Origin of the sequence: Streptomyces sp. NPDC059002, assembly GCF_042740435.1 — a bacterium.
GTDB lineage: Bacteria > Actinomycetota > Actinomycetes > Streptomycetales > Streptomycetaceae > Streptomyces.
Window position 1 is genome coordinate 1 of record NZ_JBHYJI010000091.1, and the last position, 24,045, is coordinate 24,045.

Here is a 24,045-nt window from a genome sequence, read left to right on the forward strand (position 1 = left end):
CCGCGGCCCCCCCCCCTACCCCCGGGGGGGGCCCGCGGCCCCCCCCCCCACCCCCCCAAAACCGGCCCGGCCCCCCAGAGATTCTCTGGGGGCCCGGCCCTGAACGCTGCCGACGCCTAAGGCGTGGTCACGCCCGTCAGTTGTCGTCCTCGTCGATGAGGAAGCCGCGCATCGGCGACGGAGCCTGCTGCATCGGCGCAGGGCCCTGCGGCCGCACTGGCGCCATCGGCTGGGTCATCGCCGGGGACATCTGCTGCTGGCCACCGTAGGACGGGCCGCCGGCGGGCTGGTTGTTGCCGCCCATCGACTGGTTGCCGCCGTAGGACGGGGCACCCGCACCGGCCGGAGCCATCGACGGCGCCGGGGACGGCGGCAGCGAGGCGGTGGCGGGCGTACGCGGCGGGGCGAGCGAGTCGTCCGCCTGAGTCTCCAGCTGACGCAGCTGCGACTCCAGGTAGGACTTCAGACGCGTGCGGTACTCGCGCTCGAAGCCGCGCAGGTCCTCGACCTTGCGCTCCAGCGTGGCGCGGGCGGACTCCAGGGAGCCCATCGCGACGCGGTGCTTCTCCTGCGCGTCCCGCTCCAGGGCGTCGGCCTTGGCACGGGCGTCACGCTCGAGGCCCTCGGCGCGCGAACGGGCCTCGCCGACGATCTTGTTGGCCTCGGAACGGGCCTCCGCGATCGCCTGGTCGGCGGTCTGCTGCGCAAGGGAGAGGACACGGGCGGCGCTGTCGCCGCCGGGGCCCTGACCGGGCTGCGGCATCTGCGGACCGTGGCCGCCCATGGGGCCGCCCATCGGGCCACCCATCGGACCCTGACCCATCGGGCCTGGACCCTGCGGACCACCCTGCGGGCCGTGCCCACTGGGTCCTGCGGGCAGCTGCGGCGCACCGCCCGGCAGCTGCGGCGGGCCGCCCATCGGGCCGCCCATCTGCTGCTGCGGCGGGACCGGCTGCGGGCCCGATATTGCGGCAGGCACGGGGGCGCCAGGACCACGCTGATCCTGGGGCCCGTCGGGGCCCTTGCGCATTCCGCCCTGCTGCTGGTTCTGCGCGGCGGCACGGGTGGCCGCGGCCAGCTTGGCGCGCAGGTCCTCGTTCTCACGGAGCAGGCGGGTCAGTTCGGCTTCGACCTCATCGAGGAAGGCATCGACCTCGTCCTCGTCATAGCCTTCTCGGAGGCGGACGGTCGTGAACTGCTTGTTCCGCACGTCCTCGGGGGTCAACGGCATCTCTTCACCTCAACGTAGTCGTCGGCATTCGGCAAGACCGTATCGTTCACAGCCGGCTCACGACGGAGATCAGGATGTAGACGATGATCATCAGTACGAAGAAGGACAGGTCGAGCGCCACGCCCCCGAGACGCAGCGGCGGAATGAACCGCCGCAGAAGCTTGAGCGGTGGATCAGTGACAGTGTAGGTGGCCTCCAGAACGACCACCATCGCCTTGCCGGGTTGCCATGAGCGGGCGAACTGGAAGACGTAGTCCATGACCAACCGGAAGATCAGCACGATGAGGAAGCACATCAGCGCGATGTAGAGCACCTGCAAGACCACGCCCATGTTCGCGTTTCCCTCTCCCCTGTTACTCGTACTTCGTCGTTCCGGTTCTGCGTCTACAGCAACTACTGCATCTACTGCGTCTCAGCTCTGGTTGAAGAACCCGCCCTCTGCGATGCGAGCCTTGTCCTCCGCCGTTACATCGACGTTAGCAGGCGACAACAGGAACACCTTCTGCGTCACGCGCTCAATGCTGCCATGCAGACCGAAGACCAGACCGGCGGCAAAGTCGACAAGTCGCTTCGCATCCGTGTCGTCCATCTCGGTCAGATTCATGATCACCGGAGTGCCCTCGCGGAAGTGTTCCCCGATGGTACGGGCCTCGTTGTAGGTCCGCGGGTGCAATGTGGTGATGCGGTAGGGCTCCCGCTCGGACACGACCTTGGGCATGATCACCGGTGCGTTCTTCTCCAGGCTCTGGCGTTCAGGTGTGATGGATGCCACGGGGGCGATTCGTGCCGGACGTCCGGATTCCGCGGCTAGCGAAGCGGAATGGGCCGCCGGTTCGCGCTGGGCGGGTGGCTGCACCACTCGTACCGATTCGTCCCGTTGAGACTGATGGGACTGGTGCGCCTGATGCGACGGCTCGTGCCGCCTGCGCTCCCGCTCGGGCTCCGGCTCGGGTTCGAACTCGTCGTCGGGGTCGAACCCCGGACCGTCGTACCCATCGTCCTCCACGAGGCCGAGGTAGACCGCCATCTTGCGCATCGCGCCGGCCATGCTCTGAGTCCTCCGCTCTGTGGTGGATCGGCTGTCGTCACCAACTGCCCGCGATCCACGAGGTATCCCCGCCCAACAGCGAGAATGACCATATTTTCTGCTGTGGTCCGACTTCTTGGCGACGTTACCCGAGCCCGGGTCGGACTCCGAGTACCGCCGTACCGACGCGCACATGTGTCGCCCCGGCCGCAACGGCCTGTTCGAGGTCCGCACTCATCCCTGCCGACACCATGTTCGCAGCAGGATGAGCCGCGCGCATGAGGGTTGCGAATTCCATCAACCGCTCGAACGCCGCCTGTTGCCGCCCCGCGTAGGGACCGGTGAGCGGTGCGACGGTCATCAGACCATCGAGCCGCAGTCCCGGTGCCCCGGCCACGAGGTCGGCCAACTCTTCGATTCCGCCGGGCCCTACGCCCCCGCGCTCGCCCCGGCCGTTCTCCTCCGCGTCGAGCGCGACCTGGATCAGGCAGCCGAGCTCGCGCTCCGCGCGCACCGCGGCCGTCGACAAAGCTGTGACGAGCTTGGGACGGTCCACGGACTGCACCAGATCGGCATAACCGACCACGGAACGCACCTTGTTGGTCTGCAACTGACCGACGAAGTGCCAAGTAAGGGGAAGGTCCGCGCATTCCGCCGCCTTCGGTGCCGCGTCCTGGTCGCGGTTCTCCGCGACGTGGCGCACACCGAGTTCCGACAGGATCCGCACATCGCTCGCGGGATACGTCTTCGTGACCACGATCAGGGTCACTTCTTCCCGCTTGCGCCCGGCCGCCGCGCACGCCGCGGCGATGCGCTCCTCGACTGCCGCCAGATTTGCCGCGAGTTCAGACTTTCGGTCCGTCATGCCTTATCAGTCCAGCCAGACATAGCCCGCGAGACGACCGGTGGTGCGGTCGCGGCGGTACGAGAAGTGGTCACCGGATTCCAGCGTGCACACCGGCGACTGCTCCCGGTCGCGCACCCCGAGCCGCTCAAGCTGGGCGTGCACTCCCGCCGTCACATCGACCGCGGGCGTACCCCAGCTCGTTTCGGCGTACGCCGCGGGCTCGACGGCGGCGACTTCGGCGCGCATCTCCTCCGGCACTTCGTAGCAACGCCCGCAGACGGCGGGGCCGGTACGGGCGATGATGCGGCCCGGGTCCGCGCCCAGCTCCACCATGGCCCCGACCGCGGCGGGCACGACGCCCGCCACCATGCCGGGGCGCCCGGCGTGCGCCGCGGCCGCCACCTTGGCGACCGGATCGGCGAGCAGTACGGGCGTGCAGTCGGCGGTGAGCACGGCGAGGGCGAGCCCCCTGCGGGCGGTCACCACCGCGTCGACGGCGGGGATTTCGGCGTCGGAACCCCAGGGGCCGTCGACCACGACGACGTCGGGACCGTGCACCTGGTTCATCCAGACGACCCTGACCGGATCGATGCCCAGGGACTTGGCGGCCAGGGTGCGGTTCGTCCGCACGGCCTCGGGGTCGTCGCCGACCGCGCCGCCGAGATTGAGCTCCTCGTACGGAACGGCGCTCACTCCGCCCCACCTGTCGGTGAAGGCGAAGTGCGCGCCGCTCACGGTGCTGTGCTTGCTTATCACTTCAAGAAGTCCGGCACGTCCAGCTCTTCGGCCTGGCTGTCCTGGTAGGGACGGGCCGGCGGGACCTGCGGCGCCGTCGCGGGCGCGGACGGGGCCTCGTTCACCGGGGCCGCCTCGGCGGGCTCCGGGGTCGAGGGCTCCTCGCGCGGCGTGACGCTGCCGAGTCCGCCGAAGGCCGGGCGGGACGATTCGGCAGGGCGGGCGGCCGGTGCGGGATCCTCACGCTTGGCGGATGCCGAGCCAAGGACGTTGTCCCGCTTGGACGGTGGCTGCCCGCCGTCGAAGCCGGCCGCGATGACGGTGACCCGGACCTCGTCGCCGAGCGCGTCGTCGATGACCGCGCCGAAGATGATGTTGGCCTCGGGGTGCGCGGCCTCGCTGACCAGTTGGGCCGCCTCGTTGATCTCGAACAGACCGAGGTCGGAGCCGCCCGAGATGGAGAGCAGCACGCCGCGCGCTCCGTCGATGGACGCCTCGAGCAACGGCGAGGAGATCGCCATCTCGGCGGCGGCCACCGCGCGGTCGTCGCCGCGGGCCGAGCCGATGCCCATGAGGGCCGAACCGGCCTCGGACATGACCGACTTGACGTCGGCGAAGTCGAGGTTGATCAGGCCGGGCGTGGTGATGAGGTCGGTGATGCCCTGGACACCGGAGAGCAGGACCTGGTCCGCCGACTTGAAGGCGTCGAGGACGGAGACCTGGCGGTCCGAGATGGACAGGAGCCGGTCGTTGGGGATGACGATGAGGGTGTCGACCTCTTCGCGCAGCTCCGCGATGCCGTCCTCGGCCTGGTTGGCGCGGCGACGGCCCTCGAAGGTGAACGGGCGGGTGACCACGCCGATGGTGAGGGCGCCGAGCGAGCGCGCGATGTTGGCGACGACGGGTGCGCCGCCGGTGCCGGTGCCGCCGCCTTCGCCGGCGGTGACGAAGACCATGTCGGCCCCCTTGAGGACCTCCTCGATCTCCTCGCGGTGGTCCTCTGCGGCCTTGCGGCCGACGGCCGGGTTGGCGCCGGCCCCGAGGCCGCGGGTGAGTTCACGGCCGACGTCGAGCTTGACGTCGGCGTCGCTCATCAACAGGGCTTGCGCGTCGGTGTTGATGGCGATGAACTCGACGCCCTTGAGACCGACCTCGATCATCCGGTTGATGGCATTGACACCACCGCCGCCGACACCGATGACTTTGATGACTGCGAGGTAGTTCTGCGGTGCTGCCACGTCGAAGGCCTCTCGCCTCGAGTTACGTGTCGCCGTTTCGCTCTGACGCGATGCGACGACTGATGCCGAATGGGACGGTCCGAACGCCGACCCGAACCCTAACGCTGAAGTTTAGGGTTACCAGTGTGTCTGTTCCCTGGACTCTTCCGAACAGGACACTAAGTCGACAAGTGGCGCACGTTCAACGAACACGCCGAACCTCCCGTTTTTCTTTTCACCCTATGTGATCAGCCGTAGCGATGCCGAACCAGGGTGCTGGCCTGCGGCGATGCACGTCAACTCCCCGATGACGCAGGGGCGGTGGGGACGCTCACATCGAAGTGCCGTGCCTTGGGCGTCGTTTTCATCAGCGCGAGGAGGGCGGACGCTTTCGTGGGTCCCTTCTCGCCGCTGCCCCAGGCGACGGTACGCCCCCCGCTCAACTCCAGCGAGATGGAGTCGTACGAACGGACCTTGACGTTCCGGGTGTCCCTGGCCACCGCTTCGGGCAGGTCACCGGCGACCCGCACGGCCTCGCGCCGCAGCCGGTCGGGGCCGAACCTGCGCAGGCTCGCCGCCCCGTTCTCGTGATCCGGCGTCAATTCGAGATGCGGTACGCCCTTGGGCGCGCGCTCGACCGTGTCGAATCGCACTCCCTTGGCGTCCACTTCGACGAACTTTCCGCCCTTTTCGATGAGGAGAACCGGCTTACGTTCCGTCACTTTGAGACCGATTCCGTGCGGCCAGGACCGCACGACCTCAACCGAGTCAATTCGGGGCAATTTCGCGCCGAGCCGGTCTTCGAGCGCGTCCGTATCGACCGAAATCAGTGGGGCCCCGACGGGGGCGTCCGCCGCCTCGCGGACCTCTTCGGGCGTCAGCACCCGGGTACCGGAGACCGTCACGCGCTCCAGGCGCAGCCACTGCGAGCCGTAGAGCACCCACACGCCGCCCGCGGTGAGCAGCACGGCGAGCACCAATACGACGATCAGGGTGCGCGAGCGCGGCAGGCGCAGTCGGCGGACGCGCTGCGGGCGGGGCGGGCCGGACTTCTTCTGCTGCCGCTCGGCGGTGGTCGGTCCGGCCACGGTCCCCTGCCTTCTCACGCGTTACGGCGTGACGCAATCGCCTCGTACACCATGCCGACGAGCAGCTCGTCGGCGTCCCTGCGGCCGAACTCCGAGGCGGCGCGGGACATCTCGTACAGCCGATGCGGATCGGCGAGCACGGGCAGGACGTTGCCCTGGACCCACTCGGGCGTCAGTTCCGCGTCGTCGACCAGCAGTCCGCCGCCCGCCTTGACCACCGGCTGGGCGTTGAGCCGCTGTTCGCCGTTGCCGATCGGCAGCGGGACGTAGGCGGCGGGGAGCCCGACGGCGGAGAGTTCGGCCACGGTCATCGCGCCCGCGCGGCAGAGCATCATGTCGGCAGCGGCGTACGCGAGGTCCATCCGGTCCACGTACGGTACCGGGATGTACGGGGGCATCCCCGGCATCTGCTGCACCTGCGGCAATTCGTTCTTCGGGCCGACCGCGTGCAGGATCTGGATGCCCGCGCGCTGCAGCACCGGCGCGACCTGCTGGACGACCTCGTTGAGCCGCCGGGCGCCCTGCGAGCCGCCGGAGACGAGCAGGGTCGGCAGGTTCGGGTCGAGACCGAAGGCGGCGCGCGCCTCCGGGCGGACCCGGGCCCGGTCGAGCGTGGCGATGGTGTGCCGCAACGGGATGCCGATGTAGCGGGAGTTGCGCAGCTTGCTGTCGGGGGTGGCGACGGCCACTCCGTGCGCGTACCGCGAACCGATCTTGTTGGCGAGGCCGGGGCGCGCGTTGGCCTCGTGCACGACGATCGGCGTCCCGGTCCGCTTGGCCGCCAGATAGCCGGGCAGCGCGACATAGCCGCCGAAGCCGACCACGCAGTCCGCCTTGGTGCGCTCCAGGATCTGCTCGGCCGCCTTGATGGTGCCGCGCAGCCGTCCCGGGACGGTGATCAGCTCAGGGGTGGGCTTGCGCGGCAGCGGGACCGCGGGGATCAGCGCGAGTTCGTAACCGCGCTCGGGTACGAGTCGGGTCTCGAGTCCACGCTCCGTGCCCAGGGCCGTGATGCCCACGGTCGGGTCCTGCCTCCGCAGGGCGTCCGCGAGGGCGAGCGCGGGCTCGATGTGGCCGGCGGTCCCCCCACCGGCGAGTACGACATGCACCGAAATTCACCGCTCTCCGGACGAACGCGCCTTGACGCGCCGTCGCATCGTGTTCCATCTCACCCGAGGTTGCCGCATGGCCAGGGCCGCCTTCGCCGCGGGGTCCGATCGCGCGAAAGCGATGAGGAGCCCGATGGCGAACATGGTCGGCAGCAGGGCCGAACCCCCGTAGGAGAACAGCGGGAGCGGGACACCGGCGATCGGCAGCAGGCCGAGCACCGCACCGATGTTGACCACGGCCTGGGCCGTGATCCAGGTGGTCACACCTCCCGCGGCATACCTCACGAAGGGGTCCTCCGTGCGTCCGGCCACGCGGATACCCGCATAGCCTAGAGCCGCGAACAGAGCGAGCACCGACAGTGTCCCTGCCAGGCCGAGTTCCTCCCCGGTGATGGCGAAGATGAAGTCGGTGTGCGGTTCAGGCAGTTGACCCCATTTTTCCACACTCGCGCCGAGACCGGAACCGAAGAATCCGCCCGAGGCCAGGGCATAGATGCCGTGCACGGCCTGCCAGCACTGGTCGCCGGGGCCCGGATCGGTGGCACCGATACAGGCGAGCCTGGCCATGCGGTTGGGGCTCGTCTTGATGAGGATCACACCGAGCAGACCCGCGACGCCGAGCACCCCGGCGAACAGCCGCGTGGGGGCGCCCGCCAGCCAGAGCAGCCCGAAGAGGATCGCGGTGAGGATGATCGCCGTACCCATGTCGCCGCCGAGCATGATGAGCCCGAGCAGCATGAAGGCGACCGGGACGAGCGGCACCAGCATGTGTTTCCACTGGGTAAGGAGCCGCTTGTCGTGTTTACGCGCGAGCAGGTCGGCGCCCCACAGGACGAGGGCGAGCTTGCCGAACTCACTGGGCTGGAGCTGGAAGGGCCCGCCCAGGTAGATCCAGTTCTGGTTGCCGTTGACGCTGCGCCCTATCCCCGGGATCTGCACGAGGACCATCAGGAAGACGGTCACCGCGAGCATCGGATAGGCCAGCGCGCGGTGCAGCTTGATGGGCATCCGCATGGCGACGAGCAGCAGGATCGCGCCGAGCACGGCGGCCACGAACTGCTTGCGGAAGAAGTACGACGCGGGCAGGTTCAGCTGCAGCGCCTGGATCATCGAGGCCGAGTAGACCATCACCAGGCCGAGCACGGTGATCAGCAGGCTGCTGCCGAAGATGAGGTAGTACGCCGTGAGCGGCCGGTCCCAGGCCTTGCGGGCCCTGTTGTAGAGCCGCCTCGGCCCGCTCTCGCCCGGAGGGTGGGAGGCTCCTCTGGCGCGTACCGGAGCCGGTCGTTTGGCGACCCGCACGGAAGACCTGGCCACGTTCCCCTCCCAAGGGTGTGCCCGGCGCCCGGCCGGACGGAAAACCCGGTCAGGCGCGCGTGGAGCCGAGTTCGCGGACGGCGTCCGCGAACGCTTCACCACGCTTGTTGTAGTTGGTGAACATGTCCATCGAGGCGCAGGCCGGGGCCATCAGGACGGTGTCCCCCGGCCGGGCCAGCTCTGCCGCCCTGCGTACCGCCTCGGACATCGCACCAGTGTCGGTGCGGTCGAGGTCGACGACCGGGACCTCGGGCGCGTGTCGCGCGAGGGCTTCCCGGATCAGCTCGCGGTCGGCACCGATCAGGACGGCACCGCGCAGCCGCTTCGCGGACTTGGTGACGAGTTCGTCGAAGGTGGCGCCCTTGGCGAGCCCGCCCGCGATCCAGACGATCGACTCGTACGCCGCCAACGAGGCTTCCGCGGCGTGGGTGTTGGTCGCCTTGGAGTCGTCGACGTACGCCACGTCGGCCACGTCGGCCACGTGTTCGATGCGGTGCGCGTCGGGACGGAAGGCGCGCAGGCCCTCACGTACGGCCGTCGCCTGCACGCCGAAGGCGCGCGCGAGGGCCGCGGCGGCCAGCGCGTTGGCGATGTTGTGCGGCGCTGGCGGCTGGACGTCGGAGATCTCGGCGAGCTCCTGGGCCTGCTTCTGGCGGTCCGGCACGAAGGCACGGTCGACCAGGATGCCGTCCACGACGCCCAGTTGCGAGGGCGCCGGCGCATTCAGCGTGAAACCGATGGCGCGGCAGCCCTCTTCGACGTCGGCCTCGCGGACCAGGTCCTCGGTGGCCTTGTCCGCGACGTTGTAGACGCAGGCGATGTGGTTGCCCTCGTAGATGCGGCCCTTGTCGGCGGCGTACGCCTCCATGGAGCCGTGCCAGTCGAGGTGGTCGGGCGCGAGGTTCAGGACGGCCGCGGAGTGGGCGCGCAGCGAGGGTGCCCAGTGCAGCTGGTACGAGGACAGCTCGACGGCGAACACGTCGTACGCGTCGTCGCCCTCCAGGACGACGTCCACGATCGGGGTGCCGATGTTGCCGACGGCCGCCGTGCGCAGCCCCGCCGCCTGGAGGATCGAGGCGAGCATCTGCGTGGTCGTGGTCTTGCCGTTGGTGCCCGTGACGGCGAGCCAGGGGGCCGCGTCGGGGCCGCGCAGGCGCCAGGCGATCTCGACGTCGCCGACGACGTCCACGCCCGCCGCGGCGGCCGCGGAGAAGAGCGGCGACGACGGCTTCCAGCCCGGCGACGTGACCACCAGGTCGGTGCCGTCGGGAAGCGTTTCCGCATCCCCCAGGCGTACGGAAATGCCCTCGCTCTCCAAGGAGGCGGCACGTTCCTGATGCGCCTCTCCGGAGCCGCCGTCCACGACGGTCACCGACGCGCCGAGACCGGCCAGGGCGCGGGCGGCGCTGATGCCGCTCACGCCGAGACCGGCGACGGTGACGTTCCTGCCCTGCCAGTCGGACACAGTGGTCACTTTTCGGCTGCCCATCCCGCGTAGAAGAGACCGAGGCCGACGATCACGCACATGCCCTGGATGATCCAGAAGCGGACCACCACAAGGACCTCGGACCACCCCTTTAGTTCGAAGTGGTGCTGGAGTGGCGCCATGCGGAAGACGCGCTTTCCGGTGAGGCGGAACGAGCCGACCTGGATGACCACCGACATGGTGATCAGGACGAAGAGGCCGCCGAGCAGCGCGAGGAGCAGCTCGGTGCGGGAGCAGATCGCGAGACCCGCGAGCGCGCCGCCCAGGGCGAGCGATCCGGTGTCGCCCATGAAGATCTTGGCGGGCGAGGTGTTCCACCACAGGAAGCCGAAGCAGGCGCCCATCAGCGCGGAGGCCACGACCGCGAGGTCGAGCGGGTCTCTGACCTCGAAGCAGGCCTGCGGGTTGGTCAGCGTGTTCGCGTTGGCGCAGGACTCCTGGTACTGCCAGACACCGATGAAGGTGTACGCACCGAAGACCATCACGGAGGCGCCGGTGGCGAGGCCGTCGAGACCGTCGGTGAGGTTCACGCCGTTCGACATCGCGAGGATCATGAACAGCGCCCAGACCACGAACAGGACCGGGCCGATCGACCAGCCGAAGTCCGTGACGAACGACAGCTTGGTGGAGGCAGGCGTCTGGTTGCGGTTGTCCGGCCAGTTCAGTGCCAGGACGGCGAAGCCGATGCCGACGATCAGCTGGCCGGCCATCTTCGCCTTGGCGCGCAGACCGAGCGAGCGCTGCTTGACGATCTTGATGTAGTCGTCGAGGAAGCCGACGAGGCCCATGCCCGCCATCAGGAAGAGCACCAGGAGGCCGGAGAGCGTGGTCTCCGTGCCGGTGATGACCTTCGTGAGGAAGTACGCGATGAGCGTGGCCAGGATGAAGGCGATGCCACCCATGGTCGGCGTACCGCGCTTGCTGTGGTGCTCGCGCGGGCCGTCGTCCCGGATGAACTGGCCATAGCCCTTGCGGGCCAGGAGCTTGATCAGCAGCGGGGTGCCGACCAGGGTCAGGAAGAGCCCGATCACACCCGCGAAGAGGATCTGCCTCATCGGCCGGAGACCTCGCCCTCGGTGTGGTTCTCCAACAGCGCCGCGGCGACCTTCTCGAGGCCGACCGATCTGGACGCCTTCACCAGCACGACGTCTCCTGCGCGCAGCTCGCTGCGCAACAGGTCGATCGCCGCCTGTGCGTCGGACACGTGCACCGACTCCTCACCCCACGAACCCTCGTTGTATGCGCCCAGTTGGAGCCAGGACGCTTCCCTGCCCCCGACTGCCACGAGCTTGCTCACGTTGAGCCGGACGGCAAGGCGTCCGACCGCGTCGTGCTCGGCGAGCCCCTCGTCCCCGAGCTCGGCCATGTGACCGAGCACCGCCCACGTACGGCCCCCCTTTGCCTGTGAGGCTTTGCCCATTGCTACGAGCGCGCGCAGGGCGGCTCGCATGGACTCGGGGTTCGCGTTGTAGGCGTCGTTGACGACCGTCACGCCGTCCGGGCGCTCGGTGACCTCCATCCGCCAGCGGGACAGCGTGCCCGCCTCGGAGAGCGCGAGGGCGATCTCGTCCACGGACATGCCCAGCTCATGGGCGACGGCGGCCGCGGCAAGCGCGTTCGACACGTGGTGCTCACCGTACAGCCGCAAGGTCACGTCGCTGCACCCGGAGGGTGTGTGCAGCGTGAAAGCGGGCTGTCCATTCTCCGTGAGCCGGACATTCTCCGCTCGTACGTCGGCGTCGGCGGCCTCTCCGAAGAGCAGCACGCGCGCCTTCGTACGCGAGGCCATCGCGCGCACCAGCGGGTCGTCGGCGTTGAGGATCGCGGCCCCGTCCGCGGGGAGCGACTCCACCAGCTCGCCCTTCGCTTCCGCGATCTGCTCGCGGCCGCCGAACTCGCCGATGTGGGCGGTTCCGACGTTCAGGACGAGTCCGATCTTCGGTGGCGTGAGCCCCGTGAGGTACCGGATATGGCCGATTCCGCGCGCTCCCATCTCCAGCACGAGGAACTTCGTCTCGTCGGTGGCGCTGAGCGCGGTCAGCGGCAGGCCGATCTCGTTGTTGAGCGAGCCGGGCGTCCAGACCGTGGGCGCGTGGCGCCGCAGGACCTGGGCGAGCAGATCCTTGGAGCTGGTCTTGCCGACGGATCCTGTGAGCGCCACCAGGGTCGCGCCGAGCCGCTCCACGACGTGGCGCGCAAGGGCGCCGAGCGCCGCCTGCACATCGTCGACGACGATGGCGGGCACCCCGACGGGCCGCGACGCCAGGACGGCCGCGGCACCCGCCGCGACGACGTCCGCGGCGTAGTCGTGGCCGTCGACGCGCTCGCCGACGAAGGCGACGAAGAGGCTGCCGGGCTCCACCTCACGGGAGTCCCGGACCACGGGTCCGGTGACCAGAACGGCCGGATCCGGTATGTCGTACGTCTGCCCGCCGACGACGGTGGCGATCTCGGCGAGGGAGAGGGCGATCACAACTTCATCCCTGGGTTTGCTGGATAGCTTCGCGAAGCACCTGGCGGTCGTCGAAGGGACGCACCACCCCGGCGATGTCCTGTCCCTGCTCGTGGCCCTTGCCGGCGACCAGGACGGTGTCGCCCGGTCCCGCGTGGGCGACGGCCGCGCGGATGGCGGCGGCCCGGTCCTCGAAGACGGCGACCTCGGCGCGCTCGTGGGCCGGTACCTCGGCGGCGCCCGCGAGCATCGTGGCGAGGATCGCGAGGGGGTCCTCGCCACGGGGGTTGTCGGAGGTGAGCACGGCGGTGTCGGCGAGCCGGGCCGCGGCGGCGCCCATCGGCATCCGCTTGGTCTTGTCCCGGTCGCCGCCGCAGCCGAGCACGATGTGCAGCTTGCCCTCGGTGACCTTGCGCAGCGCCCGCAGGACCGATTCGACGGCGTCCGTCTTGTGGGCGTAGTCGACGACCGCGAGGTAGGGCTGGCCCGCGTCGACGCGCTCCAGGCGGCCCGGCACTCCGGGCACCGCGCCGACGCCGTCCGCGGCCAGCTGCGGGTCGATCCCCGCGACGGCCAGCGAGACGATCGCGGCGAGCGTGTTGGCGACGTTGAAGGGGCCCGCGAGCGGCGACTTGGCGGTGACCCGCTCGCCCTTGGGGCCGACCGCGACGAACGTCGAGTCGAGCGGCCCGACCTCGACGTCCTCGGCACGCCAGTCGGCGTCCGGGTGGCCCTCGGCGGAGAAGGTGGTGACGGGGACCTCGGACTCGGTGACGAGCCGGCGGCCGTACTCGTCGTCGAAGTTGACCACGCCGACCCGGGAGCGCCGTTTCGTGAACAGCTGCGCCTTGGCCTGGAAGTAGTCCTCCATGTCGGAGTGGAACTCCATGTGCTCCGGGCTGAGGTTGTTGAAGACGGCGACGTCGAAGACGCAGCCGTCCACCCGCCCGAGCACGAGGGCGTGGCTGGAGACCTCCATGGCGACCGCCTCGACGCCGCGCTCGCGCATCACCGCGAACAGCGCCTGCAGATCGGTGGCCTCGGGCGTCGTGCGCTCCGACTTGATGCGCTCGTCGCCGATGCGCATCTCGACCGTGCCGATGAGTCCGGTCGCGCGCAGGCCCTTGAGCCCGCCCTCGACGAGGTACGCGGTGGTGGTCTTGCCCGACGTACCCGTGATGCCGATCTGCAGCAGGTCGCGGCCGGGGTGGCCGTAGACCGTCGCCGCCAGCTCGCCCATCCGGCCGCGCGGGTCGGCGACGACGAGGACGGGGAGGCCGGTCGCGGCGGCGCGCTCGGCGCCGGTCGGGTCGGTGAGGATCGCTCCTGCGCCGAGGTCGGCGGCCTGCGCGACGAAGTCGGCGCCGTGCATCCGGGCACCGGGCAGCGCGGCGTAGATGTCGCCGGGGCGGACGGCGCGGGAGTCGTGCGTGATGCCCGTGATCTCCGTGCTGTCGGCGCTTGCTTCGACGGCGACGCCCAGCTGGCCTGCGAGCTCCGTCAGTGAGGTCGGGGAGACCTGGACCGGCCGCGGCGGCCCCGGATAGGTCACGGGGACGCCCTTCTGGGTGGTTTGGGACTGATCAGCGTGTGGCACGGCGGTGAGCGTACCGGGCGTACCCGCTTCAGAGCGAAGCGGGCGGTGTGGCGGGGGGCGGTTCCCCGGGTCAGGGGTGATCGTTGTCACGAGCTGTTCCTGGTCAGTCACCGGGCTTGAAGGTGACGGGGAAGCGGGACGGGCCCTTTCCTGTGGGCGGCTCCTGGAGGGTCTTCAGAGAGAACTGGATGACCTTCTTGTAGATGGGGCCGCAGATCTCGCCGCCGAAGTAGCTGCCCTTGGTGGCGTTCTGGATGGCGCAGTACACGGCGACGCGCGGCTTGTCGGCCGGCGCGAATCCGGCGAACGACGAGGTGTAGCCCTTGTAGCGCCCTGTGACCGGATCGACCCGGTTGGCCGTACCCGTCTTGCCCGCGACGCGGTAGCCGGGGATGCGGGCGGAGTTTCCGGTGCCCTCCACGTCGTCGACGACGGACTCCAGCATCTTGGAGACCGTCCCCGCGGTCTTCTCGCTCACGATCCGGGCCTTCTTGGGCTTGGGCGCGGGCGTGAAGCGGCCGTCGGGGCCCTTGGTGCCGCGGACGAGCGTGGGTTCGATGCGTACGCCGCCGTTGGCGATGGTCTGGTAGACCGAGGTCGCCTGCATGGCATTGATGGAGAGTCCCTGGCCGAACGGGATCGTGTACTGCTGCGAGGTCGACCACTTCTCGGGGGGCGCGAGGATGCCGGGGGTCTCGCCGGGGAAGTCGAGTCCGGTCTCCTTGCCGATGCCGAACTTCCGCAGGTACGAGTAGAGGATCTCGTTGGATTCCCGCTGGGTCTTGCCCATCTCGCCGGTGGCCAGGATCGTGCCGATGTTGCTGGACTTGGCGAGCACTCCGTTGAGCGTCAGGTACCAGGTGGGGTGGTCGATGTCGTCCTGGAAGAGCCGGTCGCCGCGGTGCAGCCGGTTGGGCACCGTGACATGGGTGCCGGGCGTGGCCGCGTTCTCCTCCAGGACCGCGGCCATCGACATCACCTTGGAGGTGGAGCCGGGCTCGTACGCGTCCTGGAGCGCGGCGTTGCCCAGGGCCGCGCCGTTGGCCTGCGAGAGGTCGTTCGGGTCGAAGCCGGGGGCGTTGGCCATGGCCAGCACCTCGCCGGTCTGTGTGTCCTGCACCATCACATAGCCGCGGTCTGCCTTGGACTTCTTCACCTGCTCGGTGATGGCGTCCTGCGCGGCCCACTGGATGTCGCGGTCGATGGTGAGCTCGACGTCGGAGCCGGGCACGGCGGGTGTCTCCGTGCTGCCCGCCGTGGGCACCTGGCGGCCGCCGGACTGCGCGTACCTGATCTTGCCGTCCTCGCCCGCCAGCTGCTTGTTGAGCTGCTGCTCAAGGCCGCCCGCACCCTTGCCGTCGGCGTTGACCCAGCCCAGTATCCCGGCAGCGAGGTCGTGGTTCGGATAGACCCGCTTGCTGCTCGGGTCCGCGAGGACGCCGGCCAGGACGTTCGGGGAGCTGGGGTCCGTGCCCGCCTTCTCGGCGAGGGCGCCGCGCAGGTCCTTGATCTGCTTCCACACCTGGGGGGTCTGGCGGCGGGCGAGCAGGACGTAGCGCGTGTCGGGGGTCTTGAGCTTCTTGGTGAGTTCGGCGGCGTCCTTGCCGAGGATGGGGGCCAGGAGCGCGGCGGCCTGCTCGGGCGCGTCCTTGACCTTCATCTCCTTCGGCGTGAACAGCGTGGGGTCGGCCGTGATGTCGTACGCGTCCACGCTGGCGGCCAGTTCGACGCCGCCGCGATCGGTGATGCGTCCGCGCTCGGCGGCCAGGGTGTGGGTGAAGTAGCGGTTCTTCTCGGCCTTGGCCGCGTACGCGTTCGCGTCGACCGCCTGCACCTGCAGCAGCCGTACGACGAAGGCCAGCATCACCAGCGTCAGACCGAGGCTGACCATGCGCAGCCGGGGCCGCGGGCTGCCCAGGCGGATGGTGCGGGCCTTGGACGGCGCGGGTCGGCGGGCCGCGGGGCGGGCGCCGCCCTGTCCCGGGCGCCGCGGAGCGCCGGGGCGCGCGGGCCTCGCCGGTCCCGGCACCTTGCGCCGCGGGGGTTGACGGTCCGTCACTTGGTCACCTGCCGGATGTCGTCGTGGGGCCGGACTGCGTGGACTGCTCGGTCGTACGCGAGGGGGCGGCCGGTTCGCGGGCGGGCTGAGCGGCCGGCCTCGGCGCGGCGGCCGGGGGCGCGGACACGGGCGCGGGCCGGGGTGCGGGCGGGGGCGGGGCGGGCACGGAGACCGAGGCCGCGGGGGAGGCCACCTCCTGCGGGCGCGGCGCGGGCCGGTGCAGTGCGGAGGGCAGCGCGGCGGCTCCGGGCACGCCGTGCACGGTCCCGTCGGGGTCCAGGAAGGCCGGGTCGCCGCCGGGGACCATGCCGAGCTCGCGGGCGCGGCGCTGCAGGGCGTCCGGCTCGGCGTAGCTGTCCACGTCGCGCTGGAGCTCCTGCTCCTCCTCGGTGAGGTCCTTCGTCTCCTTCTTGAGCTCGCTCAGCTGGAACGAGCCTTCGTTGAGCGAGGAGTTCAGGATGAGGAGCGTGATCAGGCCACCGCCGAGGAGCAGCACGACGAGGAGTACGAAGGGGGTGCGCGCGGCCTGGCTCGGTCCCTGGGGCAGCAGCCGCGCGAGGCGGGCGGCCCTCCCCCGCAGCTCGGGCTTCTTGCTCATGGAGCCTCCTCGCGGACTCTGGTCAGCGGACTGTGCTCATGGGGCCTCGTCGCGGCGCAGAGCTCACCCGACGTCTTCGCGGATGCGCTGCGCGCCCCGCAGCCGTGCGGGGGCCGCCCTGCGGTTCTCGGCGACCTCTTCCTCGGTGGGGAGTTCGGCGCCGCGGGTGAGGAGCTTGAGGCGCGGCTGGTAGCGCTCGGGGACGACGGGCAGCCCGGGCGGCGCCGTCGTCGCGGCACCGGCCGCGAACACCTGCTTGACCAGGCGGTCCTCGAGCGAGTGGTACGACAGGACGGCGATCCGGCCGCCGACCGCGAGCGCCTTGACGGCCGCGGGGATGGACCGCTCCAGGACGCTCAGCTCTCCGTTGACCTCGATGCGCAGGGCCTGGAAGGTGCGCTTGGCGGGGTTGCCCCCGGTGCGCTTGGCGGCCTGCGGCAGGGAGTCGCGGATGAGTTCGACGAGCCGCGCGCTGTTGCTGAACGGCTCCTTCTCGCGCTCGCGCACGATGGCGCTCACGATGCGCTTGGCCTGCTTCTCCTCGCCGTACGCCCGCAGGATCCGCACCAGTTCGCCGGGAGCGTACGTGTTGAGGACCTCGGCGGCGCTGATGCCGGTCGTCTGGTCCATGCGCATATCCAGGGGTGCGTCCTGGGCGTACGCGAACCCCCTGTCCGCCTCGTCGAGTTGCATCGAGGAGACGCCGAGGTCGAAGAGGACGCCCTGGACGCGCGGGACGTCCAGGCGGTCGAGCACGTCGGGGAGTTCGTCGTAGACCGCGTGCACCAGCGTGGCCCGGTCGCCGTACGGCGCCAGGCGCTCGCCGGACAGGCGCAGCGCTTCCTTATCACGGTCGAGGGCGATGAGGCGGGCCGCGGGGAACGTGGCGAGGAGGGCTTCGCTGTGGCCGCCGAGGCCGAGGGTGCAGTCGACGACGACCGCGCCCGGCTCGGCGAGCGCGGGGGCCAACATGTCCAGGCACCGCTGGAGCATCACCGGGACGTGTCGGCTGTTGTCGCTCAAGGGGCCCTCTCAGGTCCGGCGCGGCGTTCGCACGCACTGCCGGGTCCCCGCCCGCTCCATGAAGGGGAATGGCCTGCTGGCGCCGGGGAAGTGGCGTCAGCCGACCGGGAGCGGGAGGAGGCCGAGCCGTACGTACGCGCCGCGCACGTGGGGGGATTCCGGGGAATCTCCGGGATGTTCAGTCCAGCAGGGAGCTGGTCACGCCTCCCGCTTCGCGTCACTTTAGTCCACCGTGTCTCCCGGTCAATCAACCGGCCTGCGCGTCGCAGCGCCGGTCCCGGACGGCGGGCACATCCGACCCGGTCACCCGTTCGGCCGTAGTCGCCGCACTCCTGTGGGTTACCTCACAACAAGAGTCTTTGACGTTCTTTGTCCGCTCTCACAGCGGGCCCAGTCGATCAGTGCGCACTAACGTCATAGCCATGTCGACTTCCGCATCTCCTTCGGGCGCCGCCCCCGTAGAGCCGAACGGCGACATAGTCGTCGGCTCGGTCACCGACCGCCTCGTCGAGGCCAACGAGAGGTACGCCTCCGGATTCACCGATCCGGGCATGGACGCCCGGCCGGTCCTGCACGTCGCCGTGGTCGCCTGCATGGACGCCCGCCTCGACCTGCACGACGCGCTCGGCCTGGAGCTGGGCGACTGCCACACCATCCGCAACGCGGGCGGCGTGGTCACCGACGACGTGATCCGCTCCCTGACCATCAGCCAGCGCGCGCTCGGCACCCGCAGCGTGGTCCTCATCCACCACACCGGCTGCGGCCTGGAGTCCCTCACCGAGGAGTTCCGGCAGGACCTGGAGAACGAGGTCGGGCAGCGGCCGACCTGGGCGGTGGAGTCCTTCCGCGATGTCGACCAGGACGTACGGCAGTCGATGCAGCGCGTGCGGACCTCGCCGTTCCTGCTGCACAACGACGACATTCGCGGATTCGTGTTCGACGTGGCCACCGGGTTGCTGCGGGAGATCCACCCTGCGTGACTGACAAAGGGGCGTAAGACCCGACAAATCGGCGCCAGTTATCCACAGGCGAGTGACACGACCCGCCATGCCCAACAACAATGCGGGGGTGGCATCACGCGGAACCACACGCGGGGTGTCCGGGTATTCGGGGTGGACCGGGCCGCGCGTGAGCGATCGGCCCGGAGAACGGGCCGAGGAGGGCCGGGTGACGACCTATGACGATCGAGCGAGCCTCACTGATCTGACCACGACCGCGGAGCGGGTGCGCGCGTCGGTGGAGGGTGTGATCGAGGGCAAGCCAGAGGTCGTACGGCTTTCGCTGACCGTGCTCCTCGCGGAGGGGCACCTGCTGATCGAAGACGTGCCGGGCGTGGGCAAGACCATGCTCGCCAAGGCGCTCGCGCGGTCCATCGACTGCTCGGTGCGGCGGATCCAGTTCACGCCGGACCTGCTGCCTTCGGACATCACCGGTGTGTCGATCTTCGACCAGCAGCGCAGGGACTTCGAGTTCAAGCCGGGCGCGATCTTCGCCCAGATCGTGATCGGCGACGAGATCAACCGTGCGTCTCCGAAGACGCAGTCCGCGCTCCTGGAGTCCATGGAGGAGCGCCAGGTCACCATCGACGGGCAGACGTACGAACTGCCCAGCCCCTTCATGGTGGTGGCCACGCAGAACCCCGTCGAGATGGAGGGGACCTATCCCCTGCCCGAGGCGCAGCGCGACCGCTTCATGGCGCGGGTCTCGATCGGCTATCCCAACCCGGAGGCCGAGCTGCAGATGCTGGACGTCCACGGCGGCGTCTCGCCCCTCGACGACCTCCAGCCGGTGGCGCACGCCCACGACATCGTGAAGCTCATCGACGCGGTGCGCACCGTCCATGTCGCCGATTCCGTGCGGCGGTACGCGGTGGACCTGGTCGCGGCGACCCGCAACCACCCCGACCTGAGACTCGGGGCCTCACCGCGCGCCACGCTGCACCTGCTGCGCGCCGCCAAGGCCTCCGCCGCGCTCAGCGGCCGCGAGTTCGCCCTCCCCGACGACGTGCAGGCGCTCGCCGTCGCGGTCCTCGCACACCGCCTGCTGCCCACCGCGCAGGCCCAGTTGAACCGGCGTACGGCCGAATCGGTTGTCCTGGAGATCCTGCAGCGCACCCCGGTCCCCGCCGCCGCACAGCCCAGCAACGGCTACTACGGACAGCAGCCGCCCGGCGCCCGGAGGCTGTGATGACGGCCGGGGGGAGGCCGGCGGCCGACGCCGAGGAGGACAAGGGCGGGCTGCGCACGGCCCTCGCGGGCCTGACCACACGCGGACGTTCCTTCCTGGCGGCCGGTATCGCCGCCGCCGTCTGCGCCTATGTCCTTGGCCAGGGCGATCTGCTGCGCGTCGGGCTGCTGCTCGCCGTGCTGCCGCTGGTCTGCGCCACCGTGCTCTTCCGCACCCGCTACCGCGTCGCGGGCAGCCGCAGGCTCTCCCCCGCGCGCGTGCCCGCCGGTTCGGAAGCCCGCGTCCACCTGCGGATGGACAACGTCTCGCGGCTGCCCACGGGCCTGCTCATGCTCCAGGACCGGGTGCCCTACGTGCTCGGGCCGCGGCCCCGCTTCGTGCTCGACCGGGTCGAGGCGGGCGGCCGCCGCGAGGTGTCCTACCGCGTCCGCTCCGACCTGCGCGGACGCTATCCGCTGGGGCCCCTGCAGCTGCGCCTGACGGACCCCTTCGGGATGTGCGAACTGACCCGCTCCTTCTCCACGTACGACACCCTGACGGTCATCCCGCAGGTGGAGCCGCTGCCCGCGGTACGGCTCACGGGCGAGGCCAAGGGGTACGGCGACGGGCGCAACCGCTCGCTCGCCCTGGCCGGCGAGGACGACGTCATCCCGCGCGGCTACCGCCACGGCGACGACCTGCGCCGCGTCCACTGGCGCTCCACCGCGCGCTACGGAGAGCTGATGGTGCGCCGCGAGGAGCAGCCGCAGCGGGCCCGCTGCACGGTCCTCCTGGACACCCGGAGCATCGGCTTCCGGGGGGCGGGGCCCGACTCCGCCTTCGAGTGGGCGGTGTCCGGCACCGCGTCCGCCCTGGTGCACATGCTCGAACGGGGCTTCTCGGTGCGCCTGTTGACCGACACGGGCACCTCCGTGCCGGGCGAGGGCTCGGACGGCTTCGCGGGCGCGAGCCAGGAGTCGGCGGACGCGGCCGGGCTGATGATGGACACCCTCGCGGTGATCGACCACTCGGACGGCGCCGGGCTCTCCCGGGCGTACGACGTGCTGCGCGGCGGGAACGAGGGTCTCCTTGTCGCCTTCCTCGGCGACCTCGACGAGGAACAGGCGGCGGTGGCCGCCAAGATGCGCCAGCGCAGCGGCTCCGCGGTCGCCTTCGTCCTGGACAGCGCGGGCTGGGCGCAGGGTCCCGGCGGCCTGGTGTCCGACGCGGGCGACGCGCGCGTGCGGATGCTGCGCGAGGCGGGCTGGACGGCCCTCGCCGTACCGCCGGGGGCGGGCCTCGGCGACCTGTGGCGGCAGGCGGACCACGCGCGCACGAGCGCGGGCCCCGCGCCCGCTGCGGGGACGACCACCGGGGGCTGGGGATGAACGGGCGGGACGGCGCCAGTACACGTACGACAGTGGGGGGACGGTCATGAGTGGGCGCGCGCGACTCGCGCTGTGTGCCACCGCGGCCACGCTGATGGCATCGGGCGCGCTGCTGCCGCTCGTCGATCCTGCGACGTGGTTCCTGCAGGCGGTGATCCTGCTCGCGCTGCAGAGCGGGGTGGGCGCGCTGGCCCGGCGGATCCCGCTGGCCCGGCCGGTCACCGTGGTGGTGCAGGCAGTGGTGACGCTGCTGCTGCTCACCCTGGTCTTCGCCCGCGAGCAGGCCATCGCGGGGGTGCTTCCTGGCCCGGACGTGTTCCGCAGGTTCAGCCTCCTCCTGGAGGCGGGCGGCGAGGACGTCGGGCGGTATGCGATCCCGGCGCCGCTCAGCGACGGCATCCGGCTGATGCTGGTCGGCGGCGTCCTGGTGATCGGCCTCGCGGTGGACGCGCTGGCGGTGACGTTCCGCACGGCGGCCCCCGCCGGGCTGCCGCTGCTCGCGCTGTACTCGGTCGCGGCCGGGCTCTCCGGAGACGGCGCCGGGTGGCTGTGGTTCCTGCTCGCGGCCGCCGGCTATCTGCTGCTGCTCCTGGCCGAGGGACGCGACCGGCTCTCCCAGTGGGGCCGGGTCTTCGGAGGCGCGGCGCGGGCACCGGGGCGGGTCTCCGGCGGCCTGGAGAGCAATACGGGAGTGATCGCGCCGGTCCGCACGGGACGCCGCATAGGCGCCCTCGCCCTGGGCATCGCCCTGGTGGTGCCGCTGGCCCTGCCCGCCCTCGACGGCGGCCTCCTGGACGGCTCGGGCGGCCCCGGTGGCGGCGGCGGAGGCAGCGGCGGCACGATCTCCGCCGTCAATCCGCTGGTCGCGCTCCAGGACAGCCTGAACCAGCCGGAGGACCGCGAGGTCATCTCGTACCGCACGAACGCCAAGCAGACCGACGAGATGTATCTGCGGATCGTCTCGCTGGACCAGTTCGACGGGACGACCTGGAAGACGACCGTCCGCAGCATCGAGGACGTGCCGTCGCCGCTTCCCGACCCCCGCGGGCTCAGCCCGGACGTGCGCAGGTCCGAGGTCCAGACGAACATCTCGGCGGCGGAGAGCTACGCACAGAACTGGCTGCCCATGCCGTTCCCCGCGAGCCGGGTGGAGATCGAGGGCCGCTGGCGGTACGAGCCGGTGGGCCGCGCCCTGGTCGGTGACCGGGGCCAGACGACCCGCGGCGCGCAGTACCAGGTCAACAGCCTGGTCGTGGAGCCCACGGCCGAGCAGCTCGCGAACGCGCCCGCGCCCCCCGCGGACCTGGCCCGCGAGTTCACCAAGGTGCCCGACTCGCTGCCCGGCGTGGTCGCGACCACGGCCCGCAAGGTCACCAAGGGTGCCGCCAATCCGTACGAGCAGGCGGTCAAGCTCCAGAACTACTTCGCGTCGGACGGCGGGTTCACGTACAACACCCAGGTGCGGGCGGGCAGCGGTCCCGCCGCGATCGCCCGCTTCCTGCAGCAGAAGGAAGGCTTCTGCGTCCACTTCTCCTTCGCGATGGCCTCGATGGCGCGGACGCTGGGGATCCCGGCCCGGGTCGCGGTCGGTTTCACACCGGGGTCCGCACAGGCCGACGGCACCATGTCGGTCGGCCTGCGGGACGCGCACGCCTGGCCCGAGCTGTACTTCGAGGGCGTGGGCTGGACCCGCTTCGAGCCGACGCCGACCCGTGGCTCGGTGCCCGAGTACACCCGTTCCGATGTGCCGTCGGGCGGCACGAGCGACCCGGACACCCCGGAGCCCTCGACCTCGTCCGAGCCGTCCACGGCGCCGTCGGCGTCCGACAGCTGCCCGCCCGACATGCGCAAGCAGGACGGCTGCGCGAGCGCGGCGCCGCAGGTCGCGGCCGGTTCGGGCGGTGACGGGCCGCCTCTTGCGATGATCGTGGGCGTGTCCCTCGCGGCGCTCGTGGTCCTCACGGTGCCCTTCCTGCCACTGCTGTGGCGGACCAGGACGCGGGCCGTGCGCCTGGGATCGGCGGGCCGCACCGACGCGGACGCGGCGGCGCGGACACTGGCGATCTGGCTCGAAGTGACCGATACGGCCTGGGATCACGGCATTCCGCCCGACGAGTCACAGACCCCCAGGAAGGCCGCCGCGCGGATCGTCCGCATCGGGCAGCTGACCGCCGCTCCCGCGGAGGCCGTCCATCGGGTGGCGGCCGCGGTGGAGCAGGTCCTCTACGCGCCACGGCCGCAGCCCGCGGCGGGTCTGTCCGACGACGTACGGCGTGTACGCGACGGACTGCGGGCCTCGGCCGGCCGGACCGCCAGGCTGCGGGCGACGCTCGCTCCGCGTTCGGCCGCTCGGGTGGCGTGGGCGGCATCGGACCGCTGGTCGGCGTTGAGCACGCGCTGGCGCGAGTGGATCGCCAAGCGGTGGGCGGCGCTGGCGCGCAGGACGTCGCGGCAGGCCGAGGCCGGGCAGCAGGGCTGAGGAAGCGCGGGGCCTGACCGGTTCCGGCCGCGCCGCGGGGCTTGTCCCGGTGGCGCGGCCGGGCCCCTGCGGGACCAGCCGTGCGCGGGACATGCGAAGACATGTGTGAGGGGTGTGCCCCCCCGGGCGGGCACCCCACACACAAATCATTAGGGTGCCTAAACAAGTACAGGCTAATATAAAAAACATAAACAGCCCACCACAAATGTAGTGTAAATATAAGTGG

At 70.7% G+C, this 24,045-nt stretch carries 20 protein-coding genes; 4 read left to right on the forward strand and 16 right to left on the reverse strand.

What is annotated here, in order from left to right; genetic code table 11:
• Nucleotides 1–136: 136 nt before the first annotated feature.
• From ACFWZ2_RS41090 to rsmH, 16 genes are all read right to left on the reverse strand, one after another.
• Entirely contained in the window at nt 137–1,231 is a 1,095-nt protein-coding gene (locus ACFWZ2_RS41090) for a DivIVA domain-containing protein (protein ID WP_362340652.1), read from the reverse strand.
• Between the two features lie 46 nt (nt 1,232–1,277).
• Nucleotides 1,278–1,562, reverse strand: a complete 285-nt coding sequence (locus tag ACFWZ2_RS41095) for a YggT family protein (RefSeq protein WP_384554861.1) — start codon at nt 1,560–1,562, stop codon at nt 1,278–1,280.
• An 81-nt stretch (nt 1,563–1,643) separates the two neighbouring features.
• Nucleotides 1,644–2,279: a cell division protein SepF gene (locus ACFWZ2_RS41100; protein ID WP_384554863.1), complete on the reverse strand. Its 636-nt coding sequence runs from the start codon at nt 2,277–2,279 to the stop codon at nt 1,644–1,646.
• 124 nt (nt 2,280–2,403) lie between these two features.
• A complete protein-coding gene (locus ACFWZ2_RS41105; protein WP_384554865.1) occupies nt 2,404–3,123 on the reverse strand; it encodes a YggS family pyridoxal phosphate-dependent enzyme in 720 nt (239 codons plus the stop codon).
• 6 nt (nt 3,124–3,129) lie between these two features.
• The gene (gene pgeF / locus ACFWZ2_RS41110; protein ID WP_384554867.1) at nt 3,130–3,840 is read right to left on the reverse strand and encodes a peptidoglycan editing factor PgeF; all 711 of its coding nucleotides are present in this window, start codon (nt 3,838–3,840) and stop codon (nt 3,130–3,132) included.
• 17 nt (nt 3,841–3,857) lie between these two features.
• Nucleotides 3,858–5,078 (reverse strand): cell division protein FtsZ, encoded by a 1,221-nt coding sequence (ftsZ, locus tag ACFWZ2_RS41115; RefSeq protein WP_384554869.1) that lies wholly within the window; start codon nt 5,076–5,078, stop codon nt 3,858–3,860.
• 275 nt (nt 5,079–5,353) lie between these two features.
• Nucleotides 5,354–6,145: a cell division protein FtsQ/DivIB gene (locus tag ACFWZ2_RS41120; RefSeq protein ID WP_384554871.1), complete on the reverse strand. Its 792-nt coding sequence runs from the start codon at nt 6,143–6,145 to the stop codon at nt 5,354–5,356.
• 14 nt (nt 6,146–6,159) lie between these two features.
• Nucleotides 6,160–7,254, reverse strand: coding sequence for an undecaprenyldiphospho-muramoylpentapeptide beta-N-acetylglucosaminyltransferase (gene murG, locus ACFWZ2_RS41125; protein ID WP_055565236.1), 1,095 nt, complete (start codon nt 7,252–7,254; stop codon nt 6,160–6,162).
• 6 nt (nt 7,255–7,260) lie between these two features.
• A complete protein-coding gene (gene ftsW / locus ACFWZ2_RS41130) occupies nt 7,261–8,571 on the reverse strand; it encodes a putative lipid II flippase FtsW (protein ID WP_384554874.1) in 1,311 nt (436 codons plus the stop codon).
• A 49-nt stretch (nt 8,572–8,620) separates the two neighbouring features.
• Nucleotides 8,621–10,060 (reverse strand): UDP-N-acetylmuramoyl-L-alanine--D-glutamate ligase, encoded by a 1,440-nt coding sequence (murD, locus tag ACFWZ2_RS41135; RefSeq protein WP_384554876.1) that lies wholly within the window; start codon nt 10,058–10,060, stop codon nt 8,621–8,623.
• Nucleotides 10,042–11,112: a phospho-N-acetylmuramoyl-pentapeptide-transferase gene (gene mraY / locus ACFWZ2_RS41140; RefSeq protein WP_098241964.1), complete on the reverse strand. Its 1,071-nt coding sequence runs from the start codon at nt 11,110–11,112 to the stop codon at nt 10,042–10,044. The genes murD and mraY overlap by 19 nt, the downstream gene beginning before the upstream one ends.
• Complete coding sequence (gene murF, locus ACFWZ2_RS41145) at nt 11,109–12,530, reverse strand: UDP-N-acetylmuramoyl-tripeptide--D-alanyl-D-alanine ligase (protein ID WP_384554879.1); 1,422 nt, start codon at nt 12,528–12,530, stop codon at nt 11,109–11,111. The genes mraY and murF overlap by 4 nt, the downstream gene beginning before the upstream one ends.
• A gap of 4 nt (nt 12,531–12,534) precedes the next feature.
• The gene (locus ACFWZ2_RS41150) at nt 12,535–14,196 is read right to left on the reverse strand and encodes a UDP-N-acetylmuramoyl-L-alanyl-D-glutamate--2,6-diaminopimelate ligase (protein ID WP_384554881.1); all 1,662 of its coding nucleotides are present in this window, start codon (nt 14,194–14,196) and stop codon (nt 12,535–12,537) included.
• Nucleotides 14,197–14,209: 13 nt separating this feature from the next.
• Complete coding sequence (locus ACFWZ2_RS41155; RefSeq protein WP_384554883.1) at nt 14,210–16,165, reverse strand: peptidoglycan D,D-transpeptidase FtsI family protein; 1,956 nt, start codon at nt 16,163–16,165, stop codon at nt 14,210–14,212.
• Between the two features lie 4 nt (nt 16,166–16,169).
• On the reverse strand, nt 16,170–16,763 hold the full coding sequence (locus ACFWZ2_RS41160) for a septum formation initiator family protein (RefSeq protein ID WP_384554885.1): 594 nt from the start codon (nt 16,761–16,763) through the stop codon (nt 16,170–16,172).
• Between the two features lie 63 nt (nt 16,764–16,826).
• Entirely contained in the window at nt 16,827–17,786 is a 960-nt protein-coding gene (gene rsmH / locus ACFWZ2_RS41165; protein ID WP_384554887.1) for a 16S rRNA (cytosine(1402)-N(4))-methyltransferase RsmH, read from the reverse strand.
• A 422-nt stretch (nt 17,787–18,208) separates the two neighbouring features.
• Between rsmH and ACFWZ2_RS41170 the strand changes: the two genes are divergently transcribed.
• The 4 genes from ACFWZ2_RS41170 to ACFWZ2_RS41185 all read left to right on the forward strand — a co-directional run bounded on the left by ACFWZ2_RS41170 (nt 18,209) and on the right by ACFWZ2_RS41185 (nt 23,819).
• Nucleotides 18,209–18,766, forward strand: a complete 558-nt coding sequence (locus ACFWZ2_RS41170; RefSeq protein ID WP_384554889.1) for a beta-class carbonic anhydrase — start codon at nt 18,209–18,211, stop codon at nt 18,764–18,766.
• 187 nt (nt 18,767–18,953) lie between these two features.
• Nucleotides 18,954–19,973: an AAA family ATPase gene (locus ACFWZ2_RS41175; RefSeq protein WP_384554892.1), complete on the forward strand. Its 1,020-nt coding sequence runs from the start codon at nt 18,954–18,956 to the stop codon at nt 19,971–19,973.
• Nucleotides 19,973–21,340 carry a DUF58 domain-containing protein gene (locus tag ACFWZ2_RS41180; RefSeq protein ID WP_384554894.1) on the forward strand — a complete coding sequence of 456 codons (1,368 nt, stop codon included), beginning with the start codon at nt 19,973–19,975 and terminating at the stop codon, nt 21,338–21,340. Before ACFWZ2_RS41175 ends, ACFWZ2_RS41180 begins: the two co-directional genes overlap by 1 nt.
• A gap of 46 nt (nt 21,341–21,386) precedes the next feature.
• Nucleotides 21,387–23,819 carry a DUF3488 and DUF4129 domain-containing transglutaminase family protein gene (locus ACFWZ2_RS41185; protein WP_384554896.1) on the forward strand — a complete coding sequence of 811 codons (2,433 nt, stop codon included), beginning with the start codon at nt 21,387–21,389 and terminating at the stop codon, nt 23,817–23,819.
• Nucleotides 23,820–24,045 lie beyond the last annotated feature (226 nt).